The sequence below is a fragment of the Paenibacillus sp. FSL H3-0333 genome, from assembly GCF_038002805.1.
Taxonomy (GTDB): domain Bacteria; phylum Bacillota; class Bacilli; order Paenibacillales; family Paenibacillaceae; genus Paenibacillus_AQ; species Paenibacillus_AQ silagei.
This window is the reverse complement of sequence record NZ_JBBODG010000001.1, coordinates 2,602,032-2,614,311: the sequence shown is the minus strand read 5'-3', so window position 1 is coordinate 2,614,311 and position 12,280 is coordinate 2,602,032. Positions and strand designations below refer to the sequence as shown.

Annotated in this window: 9 protein-coding genes; 1 reads left to right on the top strand and 8 read right to left on the bottom strand. The window is 53.4% G+C overall.

What is annotated here, in order from left to right; translation table 11 throughout:
• Window positions 1–200 precede the first annotated feature (200 nt).
• Window positions 201–1,355: an IS110 family transposase gene (locus MHH78_RS11630; protein WP_341167491.1), complete on the top strand. Its 1,155-nt coding sequence runs from the start codon at window positions 201–203 to the stop codon at window positions 1,353–1,355.
• 582 nt (window positions 1,356–1,937) lie between these two features.
• On the opposite strand, the gene MHH78_RS11625 is transcribed toward MHH78_RS11630, so the two are convergent.
• The 8 genes from MHH78_RS11625 to gtfA all read right to left on the bottom strand — a co-directional run bounded on the left by MHH78_RS11625 (window position 1,938) and on the right by gtfA (window position 12,274).
• Complete coding sequence (locus MHH78_RS11625) at window positions 1,938–2,744, bottom strand: Nif3-like dinuclear metal center hexameric protein (RefSeq protein ID WP_341167490.1); 807 nt, start codon at window positions 2,742–2,744, stop codon at window positions 1,938–1,940.
• A gap of 38 nt (window positions 2,745–2,782) precedes the next feature.
• The gene (locus tag MHH78_RS11620; protein WP_341167489.1) at window positions 2,783–3,676 is read right to left on the bottom strand and encodes a carbohydrate ABC transporter permease; all 894 of its coding nucleotides are present in this window, start codon (window positions 3,674–3,676) and stop codon (window positions 2,783–2,785) included.
• A gap of 12 nt (window positions 3,677–3,688) precedes the next feature.
• Window positions 3,689–4,612, bottom strand: a complete 924-nt coding sequence (locus MHH78_RS11615) for an ABC transporter permease (RefSeq protein WP_036724053.1) — start codon at window positions 4,610–4,612, stop codon at window positions 3,689–3,691.
• 70 nt (window positions 4,613–4,682) lie between these two features.
• The gene (locus tag MHH78_RS11610; RefSeq protein WP_341167488.1) at window positions 4,683–6,227 is read right to left on the bottom strand and encodes an ABC transporter substrate-binding protein; all 1,545 of its coding nucleotides are present in this window, start codon (window positions 6,225–6,227) and stop codon (window positions 4,683–4,685) included.
• 142 nt (window positions 6,228–6,369) lie between these two features.
• Window positions 6,370–7,965 carry a helix-turn-helix domain-containing protein gene (locus tag MHH78_RS11605; protein ID WP_341167487.1) on the bottom strand — a complete coding sequence of 532 codons (1,596 nt, stop codon included), beginning with the start codon at window positions 7,963–7,965 and terminating at the stop codon, window positions 6,370–6,372.
• A 1-nt stretch (window position 7,966) separates the two neighbouring features.
• Entirely contained in the window at window positions 7,967–9,685 is a 1,719-nt protein-coding gene (locus tag MHH78_RS11600) for a sensor histidine kinase (protein ID WP_076076255.1), read from the bottom strand.
• Window positions 9,686–9,989: 304 nt separating this feature from the next.
• Entirely contained in the window at window positions 9,990–10,781 is a 792-nt protein-coding gene (locus tag MHH78_RS11595; RefSeq protein WP_341167486.1) for an alpha/beta hydrolase, read from the bottom strand.
• Between the two features lie 26 nt (window positions 10,782–10,807).
• Window positions 10,808–12,274, bottom strand: coding sequence for a sucrose phosphorylase (gtfA, locus tag MHH78_RS11590; protein ID WP_341167485.1), 1,467 nt, complete (start codon window positions 12,272–12,274; stop codon window positions 10,808–10,810).
• Window positions 12,275–12,280 lie beyond the last annotated feature (6 nt).

The window sequence follows — 12,280 nt, the reverse complement described above, 5'->3', positions numbered from 1 at the left end:
CGATTAATATCAATTAGTGGGCCGATAAGTGCATCTCAGTCCGGCAGTCGGCGCAAAGTGGGCTTTTATCGAGAAATAGTTATCATGAACGAAACCGACATCGCAATTTGTTTATCTCGTAGGTTAATTTGGAAATTCTAAGAGTGAAGGCTCAAAGATTCCAAATCAGAGCTAACAAACAAAAAGGAGTCGGTCTATTTATGAGTATCGCCAAAAAGTACATTGGATTAGACGTATCTAAAGCCAAAATTGCTGTAGCCATCGCAGATGAGGGCCGGGGCGAACCCCGCTTTTGGGGGATTATCGAACATACGAGAGAACGCATTCTAAAGCTGTTACAGCAGTTGCAAGGTTCTGGGGAATCTAGAGTGGAACTCGACGTCTGTTATGAAGCCGGCCCCACCGGGTACATGCTTCATCGTTGGCTCCTCGAAGCCGGCATGGCCTGCACCGTTGTTGCTCCTTCCCTTATCCCACAGCGCGCTGGAGATCGGATTAAAACCGACAAGCGGGATGCTCTTCGTTTGGCTCAACTCTTTCGGGCTGGCGAACTAACGGGGATCTACATCCCCTCCCCTGAGGAGGAGGCTCTCCGGGATCTCGTTCGAGCTCGCGAAGACGCCAAAGAAGATATGAATCGCCACAAGCAGCGTATGGGCAAGTTTCTGCTGCGTTTGCAGCTTTTCCCGCCAAGTAAGGTGAAGGCCTGGACCTTCGCCCACGAAGAGTGGCTGGACACCCTCCGCTTTGAGAGTCCCTGTCACCGGATGGTCTTTCAGGAATACCGGGAGAGCATTCGGGAAACCGCTGAACGCCTCCGGCGTTACGAAAAAGAGATCGAGCTTCTCTCCCACACTCATGTGCAGGCACCGCTTATTGAAGCGCTTCAGGCACTCAGAGGCGTCGCAACACTCACGGCCACCACGCTGGTCTCAGAGATGGTCAGTGTGACACGCTTTGCCAGTGCCCCCTCCTTCATGAGCTACTGTGGCTTGGTGCCCAGCGAACACTCCAGCGGCGTGAGCCGCAGCCAAGGAAAGCTGACCAAGGCGGGGAATGCGCATTTGCGGCGGGTGCTGGTCGAAGCAGCCCATCATTACCGGCATTCCCCGGGTGTACGCCGCAAACTGCGGGAGCGAATTAGCGGCCTGCCACCAGAGGTACAACGGATGGCCTTTGAGGCACAGAATCGGCTGCACCGCAAATACATGACCATGCTAGGAAAAGGGAAGCACAAATCAAAGATCGTAGCCGCTATCGCTCGGGAGCTTGCGGGCTTCGTATGGGCCATTGCCTGCGTACTGGAAAAGAAGGACGACCGGAATCCAGTGCTGGATTCCTCAATTGCCGGATAATCTCCACCCTGTACGTGTTCGGCAAGATCACACGTTACGCTACTAAAAAAAAGTTTCACTCCACAAGAAAGGAGATGAAAACCGGGAAGCTAGAGCATGACTTACCTTGGAGGCAAAATCGAGCAAGGTGAAGAGAAACGCCGCGGGAGCCCTTTGTGCCCGTTTGCTTGCAAACGACGGACGAAAATAGTTAGCGGCAGGCTCTTCAGATGGATAGATACCATGTGTAAACCCACGAATATCAGGATGCCAACCAGCGAATGATTTTTGCCTCCAAGTTAAGAACATGCTCCTCCCTATATGTTGAGAAGGATGGTTAAACACTGCGTCAACCCTTGGGAAAAAGGGAACCTCCTCTAAAAGACGTCAATCAATTGGTTTGTTTAAGTGCGCCAAAAACGGAATTGCGACTACGGCGCTTGACTGTTTCGTTCATATCAAGGGCCTTGCAGTCCATCAACAAGCAGCCGCCCGGAAGAACGGAACGCCTGTGAAACAGTCCATCAACAAGCAGCAGACCAGAGGAACGGAACGCTCGTGGAACAACGGCCCATTCACTCAGACTCAGCATCCGCCAATGCCTCACAAATACACAAACGGCTCCCTCGCATCCACGAATGTAACCGGAACCCCGTCCACCAGCGGCGCCAGCCACTCAGCCATATACTTCATGCCCCATTCCTCGGAGCGCTCGTGACCGATCACGATCATCGCCTTGTTCATGCCCAGCATGGCGGCGTCATTGATGTAAGCACATAAGGTCCACTCGGTAATGTCGCCGCAGACCATCACATCCAGACCCTTCTCCTGCATCAGCTCCATCGGCATCTGCTCCCGGCCGAGGCCCAGACTGCCCCCGCCGACAAGTATGCCGATACGGGAGCAAGGCGCTTCCGGGTTGCCGACGATCTGAATCACCTTCATGCCCAGCCGCTGCTTCAGGAAGCCTGCCAGCTCACCGACTGTGGTCTCTTCGATCAGATACCCCCAGGCGTCCTTGTCGTCCAGCTTTTTATCCGCCCAATCCAGCTCCTTCAGCAGTCCGTCATAGATCCGGTCCGTATCCGCCAGATGCATATGGTCATGGAAGCGCCAGATCGTAATGCCGTGCTCCTCAATCAGCTTTTTCTTCGCCAGATATACCGGGTCCTGCTGCAGCCAGTCCAGCGAATCGCTTCCGGTAAAATAAGTCGGCTCATGGGTAATGATCAGGTTGGCCCCAATCGCAATGGCTTCCTTGATGACATCTACGGTAGCCATGAACGTAGTGACGATCCCTGTGACCTCCATCTCTTCACTGCCGCCCGCCAGCACATCACAGGTCTGCTCCAGCCTCCGTCCCCCGCAGCAATCGAGCAGAATCCGGTCAATAACCTCTTGCACTTTCATACGCCCATTCTCCTTTTCATCTATTTATTGTCAGCCTGTCAGCCTTTGACCGCTCCAATGATCACGCCGCGGGTCAGATACTTCTGCATGAACGGCAGGACGAACAGCACCGGCACAATGCCCAGCACCGCCATCGCCATCCGCACCGCTGTACTTGGCAGGGATACCGTGTCGGCTCCGAGTACATTCCCGGCCTGGCCGGAATTGAGGAACTGGATGTTGCTCATGAGCTGCATCAGCAGATTCTGAATCCCGTACAATTGCGGCTTAGATACAAAATACAACGCATTGATCCAGTCATTCCAATAGGCCAGTCCCATAAACATCCCGACGGTTGCCATCACCGGCATGGACAGCGGTAGCATGATGCGGAAGAAGGTCCGCAGCTCCGAGGCACCGTCGATCTGGGCGGCTTCGATAATCTCCAGCGGCACATTATTCTTGAAATAGTTACGGACCAGCAGGACGTTGAACCCGTTCGCCAGCAGATTGGGCAGGATCAGCGCCCACAGCGTGTTTTTGATATGGAAATACTGGGTCCACATGATGTACGAAGGCACAATCCCCCCGCTGAACAGCATGGTGAAAAATACAACAAAGGCCAGCGTATTATGATATTTGAAATCAGACCGGGACATCGGATAAGCAAGCATGCTTGTTATCAGCAGTCCAATCGCGGTTCCCAGGATCGTCACCAGAAAGGAGACTCCGTAGGCTCTGATGAAAATATACGCCGAGGACTTAATGTACCGGTACGCGTCTAGACTTAGATGCTCCGGGAAAAAGCTGTACCCGTTGCGGATCAGGGTTGTCTCATTGGTGAACGAAGCAATCACAATCAGCAGGAAGGGCAAAAAAGCAAAAACCGTCAGCAGGATCATCACGACCGCAGAAAACACCGTAAACGTTCGTTCTCCTCTTGTTTGGATCATCCGAATTTCCTCCTAGAACAAAGCGTTTTCTGGATTGACCTTCTTGACGATGGCATTGACCGTAAGCACAAGGGCAAAGCCGACCAGCGACTGATACAGACCGGCGGCGGCCGACATTCCGATATCATTGAGCTGCATCAAGGCGCGGTAGACATACGTATCAATCGTCTGGGTAGTGCTGTACAGCGCACCGGAGTTCATGGGCACCTGATAGAACAGGCCAAAGTCAGAGTTGAAAATCCGGCCCATCGACATCAGCACCAGCACAATAATGGTCGGCTTCAGCAGCGGCAGGGTAATCATGCGGATCTGCTTGAGCTTCCCGGCACCGTCGATTTTGGCCGACTCATAGATGCTCTTGTCAATACCGGCAATCGAGGCAAAATAAACAATCGATCCGTAGCCTGCCGTCTTCCAGATCTGAATGAGGACCAGCAGGTACGGCCAATATTTCGCCTCCGAATACCAGTTAATCTCCGGTATCCCCAGCGGCCGCAGAATCGAATGATTGACGAACCCGCTGTCGGCGTTCAGAAAGGCGAAGACGAGCAGCGAAAGCACGATCATCGAGATCAGGTTCGGCAGAATCAGCCCGGTCATGAACAGCTTCGAGTACAGCTTGTTCAGCAGCTCCGACATCAGAATGGCAATGATGATCGAAACTACGGTTCCCAGCGCGATAAACGTCAGATTGTACAGCAGGGTGTTGCGGGTCATAATCCAGGCATCACTGGTCTGGAACAGAAAGGTGAAGTTCTTGAAGCCGATCCAGTCGCTGCCGAAGATGCCTTTGGCATAATTGACATCCTTGAACGCGATGAACACCCCGAACATGGGGAAGTAGCTGTTAATGAGAAAATACAGCAGTCCCGGACCCGCGAGAATTAATAAAGGAAGTGTTTTTTTGAGTGGCTTGGATTTAGGTTTGGCAGTCATGCCGGATTCACCTCCATTGCCGGGGGCAGAGCCTCCATTAGCGGCTCTACCCTCAGCAGGCTTATTCAAATTATTGTTTTTGCGCGGCAAGCCATTGATCCAGTTGTTGCTGCTTGCTGTCTATAATGTCCTGTGCACCCGCATCCTTCAGCGCACTGTTGAATTTCGCAATAATGCTCTCAGGATCTACCGATCCGCTGACCAGTGCCGGCAGGAATTGATTCACTACGTTGTTCACAGCACTCATCTGCGTCTTCACTTGACCCTGGTCGAAGATAAAGCCGAAATACGGCGATCTTTCGGTATCCTTATTCTCCTTCAGCTTCAGTTCCACATCCGACCAGTTGATTCCCTCCATCTGATACTGAAGCGATTCGGAGCCGACGATCCCGGAGCTGAGCATGGAGGTATAAGGAACCGTATTAGCATCCATGCCTTCCGGGAATTTCACATGATGCTCATCTACCTTGATGTAATCCTCCCCTTCAATTCCGAACAGAATGGTGTTGATCAGCTCTTTGTCGGTGTAGAGCAGGTTCAGGAACTTCACAGCGGCTTCCGTCTCCTTCGAGGTACTGGAGACCATCCAGGTCACCGAGTTCACAGCGCTTGTATCGAAGTAGAACGGGGCGATGCGCTTGGTCTCAATGTTTTTGCCGACCTGTGCACTCAGCTGCTTGCCAACCTCCATGCCGCTGTAGCCGCCCAGGAAGGAGAAGCCGCGCCCCGAGGATACCATCTCCATCGCTGTAATCGTAGTGGTTGCGGTATCCTTCTGCAGATACCCGGCCTCGAACCAGTCTCTCATCATCTGAATTCCGTTCTTGAAGACATCCGATTCGTAGAAGTTAACGACCTTCCCGTTGTCACCGATCACGACACCCACTCCGGTGGTATCGGTCAGGTAATCCACCTTGCTCGCACCCTTCATCCAGTTCACAAGTCCGGTATCTGTCGGATTCACATTAATCGGGCCAAACGGAACTACATCCGGCAGCTTCTGCTTCACTGCGCCGAACACCGCAGGCAGATCCTCTACCGATTGGATGGAGTCTGCTGCTACGCCCGCCTCTGCGAGCATATCCGCGTTGTAGATGATATTGGTCGGCAGCGCCATCCCTTTATTCACAGGAATGCCGTAGATATGTCCGTCCATCGTGGTGGTTTTGAGAATATCCGGCCCGAAATCCTTGTCCAGAATGGCTGTCAGCTCTTTGCCGTGTTCAGTAAGCAGCTCTTCGAGCGGAGCCACCTGACTCTTGGATACATAGTTGGAGAATTGTCCGAGGGTGGTGAAGATATCCATCTTCTCCCCGCTCTGGAGTGCAAGATTGACCTTCTGGGCATAATCTGCCGGGCCGAAGAGTCGGAAGTCCACCTTCACCCCGATTTTCGCGGTAGTAATGGCATTGATGGCCTCGGTCACCTTGCTGAGATCATCGGGAATCCGGTTGAAGGAGGGCAGCGCGAATACAATCTCAGCCACCTTGGCCTTCGCTTCCGTATCCCCGGAATTCTTGGACGATGTATTGGAATTGCCGCCGCAGGCGGAGAGCAGCGAACCGCAGATTACCATGGACAGCAGCAGTGAACCTAACCCCTTTTTATTCTTCATGATCATGCCTCCTGTTCTATATTTACATTCTCATTGTACTTGCCCTGGAGGGGGGCGGGCTTTCAATAATACGGGCTGTTTTTATAAAAAAACGTACTCAGTAAGAAGCTCCGCTTCTCTCTTCGAAAAGCGGAGCTTCCTGCTATAGAGCGGATTTGTGCTTGGAACGGTAGGCTGCCGGGGTTTCGCCTGTCCATTTTTTGAAGACGGTGGAGAAATAGGAAAGGGTATCAAAGCCGGTATCCATCGCAATCTCCCCGATGCTCGCCGTGCTCTCCACCAGCCTCTGCTTCGCCGCTCTGATCCGGCAGTCGTTCAGGTACTCCTTCACGGTCTGGCCGGTCCCGTGCTTGAACACCTTGGCCAGATAATCCGCGGTCAGATATACGCTTGCGGCAACATCCTCCCGGCTGAGGTCCTGGGTATAGTGCTCCTGAATGAACCGTTTGGCCCGCTCGACCACTCCTTCGGACTGCAGCACCTCCTTAATGGAATCGAGCGTCTTGTCCGTCAGCGCCTGCGCCCATTTCATGAAGTCGAACACACTGCTCTCGGCATCCTGGGCCAACTGCTGGCTGAGCTCGCCCTCGAAGAGCCGGTGGGCTTGAATGTGGTGCCGCGCGAGCAGCGAATAGACCACCTGAAGCAGGTCCTCGCGGATCGAATGGAGCGTTGCCGCATCCAGCTTGTTCAGACTCGTCAGCAGCTCCAGTTCTTTCTTGAGCCGGTTCACAATCTGCGCCTTCTCCTTCTGGACGAACAGCAGAGTGAACAGCTCCGTATCCAGGGTGAAGCGCTCGGTCAGATCTACCTGGAAGGGCTTATTCGGCAAATGCAGCTTCCCCCGGAAAATAATGTTCGCCTCGTCCGCCTGCTCCAGCTCCGTCTTAAGCTGTGCCAGGCGGGAGATCGCCGCAGGCTCACTGAAGTAACAGGTAGCCGTACATTTCAGATACTGCCTGGACAGCCGGATGATCTCTCCGGCGCTCGTCTCCAGCTCCTTCATATCCGCCGCATTCTCGGCAATGATCGCATTGTAGAATACCTTATCGACCTGATAGGCAATCATCCGGCCGCTGCCCACCCGGCTGCTGAGTATTTCAGAGACCAGGTTCGAGAGGGCATAATGGAAGATGCTCTCATCCCATTCCCGTTCAATCTGGGAGCGGGGAACACTTACCAGCAGCAGCCTATATTCTGCATGCACCGGGATGGACAGCTCCCGCTTCTGCACCTCACTCTGGATCAGCTGTGGCCGGGGAGAGATTGTCGCCGTCAGCACATCGCTCCAGAAGCTGCGTTCTATCAGATCCTGGTTCTTCAGCCACGCATGGCCCAGCTTGCTGTATTCGCCTAACATGATTTTGTTCTTCAGCGTATCCATAGACTTGCGCAGCGCCGCTTCCAGCTCCTGCTTGTCCAGCGGCTTGACCAGATACGAGTCTGCGTCATACGAGATCGCCTGGGAGGCGAAGGTGAAGCTCTCATGACAGGTCAGGAAGATGAATCCGCCTTCATATTGACGCTCTCTGGCCCACTTGATCAACTCAATGCCCGAGCCGCGCGGCATTTCAATATCGCAAATCATCAGATCCGGCTCGCCGTTCTCGAAGAGTTGCTTCGCATCCTGTATATTATGAGCGGTTAGCACTTCCGTAATTCCGAATTCCTCCCAATTCACAATACCGCGCAACGCTTCAATTGTAGGAATATCATCGTCAATCAGCATACAACGCATATTATCCTCCCTCTAAGCCAGGCTGGCTCCATTCGAGTGGCTTCACAGGAATCCACAGCTCAACCCTCGCACCTGTAGTCTCGATATTCGACAGCTTGAGCAGATCTTCCCGTTTGTAGAGCAGTCTGAGGGTCTTGCGGATATTAGCAATGCCCACTCTGCCTCCGTCCTCCCCTGCCTCTTCGCGCTCCGGCTGATCCAGCCATTCAGAAGTGAAGCCCGCCCCGTTATCTTCAATGACAATGCTGACAAATGGACTATCGTCCCGCAGCTCCATCCGCACCCTGATGAATATGGACAGCAGCTCCTGAACGAACATAGCATGCTTGAACGTATTCTCCACAAAGGTCTGAATCATGAATTGGGGAACCGGCACCTGCCGCGCTTCCTCCTGCATCTCGATCATGAAAAAAATCTGCTCAGGATAACGGATCTCCTGCATCCGGATATAGTTCTCAGTATGCCGGATCTCCTCCTCCATCGTCACTTCCATCAGCCCTCCTCTGAACATATACCGGAGATGCTCGGAGAGGCAGTGGATCAGGCGGCGGATCTCCTCGTTTTTATTCTGATAGGTTAGGCTGGTGATCGTTGAGATCGCATTCAGGAAAAAATGGGGCCGGATCTGCATCTGCAGATACTTGATCTCGGCGCGGCTGATTTCGATCTGTTCTTCATAGGACTGAATCTTCAGATCCTTGATCTCACTGACCATGGACTCCAGCGCATGGAACAGCTTCAGGAATTCCAGGGAGTAGGGGGTATTCTGCGGAATCTGGTATTCCAGCTGCCCCTGCTCAACCGCCTTCGCCGCCTTCACCAGCTCCAGAATCGGTCTTAGCACATCTCTCGTCAGGAATCTCAGCACCAGCGGCACCACGATGACCGAGAGCACCGCCAGCAGGGCGATCCCCCACTGAATCAGCTTCAGGCCCGAGAACAGACTGCCCTTGGCAACCATTTGAGTCATCTGCCCGAACTCGCCGATCGGTTCAGATACAATCAGGTAATCCCGCTTATACTGCCTGCTTAAGCTCTCAAGCGTCGACTCGCCCTCCTGCAGAGAGATATTACTCGCTGCCAGTATATTGCCCTGCGAATCACTTAACACATAACGGTTCTGATCATTGCCTCCCCTATCGACCATGGCCAGCAGCGTGTCCGCTTTCACCAGCGTTCCGAAGCTGACCCCTGAATACGAAATATATTTGAACAAGTAGGACTCGCCGCGGATCTGGAAGACCTTCCATTCCCCGCTTGGTGCTGCCGGAGCCGTACTGAATTTATGCATATTGATAAAATCCACCAGAGCCAGCTTATCCTCCGATTGAATCCGGCGGTTGAACTGCTCCAGCACCAGCTCCTCCGAGAGCCTGATGAACATGCCGTCGCTCGAATTATCACCTGCTATTTTTGCCTGCAGGCTATTCTTGAGCTGCTGGACCTTGAAATACCGGCTGTTCTCATCCATCCCCGCCGAATTCACCGCAGTATCCACGTTATGGTCGAACACCTCAATGAGGTCCTTGGAGAAATTGTTGAAGTTATTATGAATATTGGCCTGATAGAGGGCCAGTGTATTACGCGAGCTGGTCAGTGCATTGCTCCGCACCACCTCCAGGGAGTAGATGTTACTCAGAACAAGGATGGAGAGCAGGATCGCAAGAATCACTGTCATCTGCAACGCAAATTTGAACACGATACTGTTGGTTCGGATCATCCCCGCCTCTTCCTTTCCCCGGAATTCAGCACGCCCCTGAGCCGATACCTTCTTAGGCCAGACCCAGGGGCGTGTAAGTATGCAATTTGCTGTTATATAAGCTGAAAAAATGAACTTAAAGCTCTGTCGTCACTACGGTGAATGTTTGGCCCTCCGGCCGCTGTTGTGTTTGAATTTCCTGAATTAAACCGCATTACGCGGTAGAAATTCAAACACAAAGGCGGACGCTACCGCTCCTACAGTTCCAAAATTCCCCTCCGCTTCTTTTTACTTTTCGTTATTTTCTTAAGTGCTTCTTATAAAGTCAATTAGCCGCCCAATCCAGCGCAGCTTCAATATGCTTATCCCAGTACGCCCAGTTATGGTCGCCAGGGCCTTCTTCATAGTAATGGGCGGCCTGCTCGCCTTCCAGGAACTGATGGAACCGGCGGTTCACATCCAGCAGCATATCCTCGGTTCCGCATGCCATATACAGCTCCGGCAGGGCAAGTCCCTGCGCCTTCACATCACGCACCAGCTGTTCAGGGTCTTTGTCGCTGCCAAGCAGCCTACTCAGATCTCCGAAGACGCTGGTATAGTAGGAATAGCTGGCAATTCCGTCTTTATAGTCTGGGGCAATATTGGCCACTCTATACGGAATTAAGGCCGAGGATAAGGCGATGATCCGGCCGAAGCGCTCCGCGTATTTCAGGCCGTTGCGGATTGCCCCGTAGCCGCCCATGGATAAGCCGCCGATCCAGGTATCCTCTCTGGCTGCTGATAGCGGGAACAGCTTGCGGGTGAAGTCTACCAGCTCCCTGCCGATATACTCACCGTAGTATTCTTCTCTTAGCTCATCATTGACATAGAAGCGGTTCTCCCCGGCCGGCATGAATACTGCCACCTGATGCCTGTCTGCCAGCTCCCTGATCCTGGAGAAGCTCAGCCAGTCGTTCTGGCTGCCGGAGAAGCCGTGCAGCAGATAGAGTGATCTCAAGGGCTGGCCCGACCAGGCCGGCAATCCCCAGCCCTCCGGCAGATCCACCGGCAATATGGCCTGGATCGTGACCTCCCGCTTCAGACTTGCCGAGAACAGGCTGATTTGCATTGTAGCCATCATCATTCCCCCTTAACGAATTAGAATCAGACCCAGTATACCGCTTCTTGTCCCTGCTGATCTATATATTCGATAACAGTCTTATAATTCTGCAGGTTAATATGCAGCCGGCAATATGCTGCTCCCTGCTCCCACATCAGCCTGATTTCATCCGCCGCTGCCTCAAGCACCCGGAAGGTTCCATGGAAGGCGCTATATTCATTGCGGAAACGGATCAGCTTCATCAGCCGCTGCACGACCTCCCGCTCACTCTCCGCTGCAATCTCCTCCAGCGTATAGTTATGGCGGTTAATCTCCCGGCCTTCCCCCGTCAGGGCGACCTGCTCCAGGTCATTGCGGCCAGCCAGCAAGCCTACATAATAGACCTGCGGAATACCCGGTACGAAGAATTGAATCGCCCTTGCTGCCAGGTACGCATCGTCATCCTCATTCAGTGCGCTGTAATAGGTGCAGCGGATCTGATGGACATCGAAGCCATCCGGGGCCTTATGCTCCTCGGACAGGATCAGGCTCAGGTTCGCTCCGCGCTCCACGCAGAGATCCACCAGCTCCCGGGCTTCCTTGGTATCGATCAGATCATCAAGGTCGGGCTTCACCGGAACACCGTCATGACAGTCCAGCATCGTGAACTGCTTATGCGGGCGGGTCCGCAGATAGTCGTACAGCGCCGTATTGGACTTGCCGGTAAGCGCCTCAAGCACACGGTAAGGCAGAATGAAATCATAAATCCAGCAGCCGTATTCCGATAGCTTAGTCTGGATACTGTGATGCGCGTGCACCTCCGGCAGCAGTGCTATATCCAGCGAGTCGGCCATCTCTTTGATCCAGTCCAGGAATTCATAGATCTCCGGCTCCACATAGAAACAACTGGTGCCCAGCTTCTTGATCACGTACCCGACCGCATCCAGCCTGACGATCTTGACATTCTGTTCTTTGAAATTCTCGAAGAACTGCCGCAGCAGGTCGCGGGTGAGCGGAGAATGGATATCCAGATCAATCTGCTCGGAAGGATCGGTTTTGCCAAAAGTGGTCCAGACCTTCTCCTCCACCCCTCCGGAGGTAGTGAAGGTAGAATAAGGCAGCGGCCGCCGCAGGAACATCTTCTCGATATCCGTACGCACAGGCTCGCCATTCTCCCAGATCTTGTCCAGGGTGATGAACAGATCCGCATATTCCGAAGCCCGGCCATGCTCCAGGAAGTCCTGGAAATACGGCGATTGCCTGGAGATATGATTGACCATCAGATCCACCAGCACATCAAATTCTTCCCCGATGCTGCGGATGTCCTCCCAGCTGCCGAACTCCGGCTCGATCTCCAGATAAGTCAACGGCGCAAAGCCGCGGTCCCCCGAAGAAGGAAAGGGCGGAAGGATGTGAATCCCCCCGGCAAACAGCCCGGCGAAGGGACCGCGCAGCACCTGATGGAGCTGCTTCAGGTCTCCGCCCAGGGAATCGGGATAAGTAATTAACTGTACTTGATTCTTCAGTGTCATCTTAAG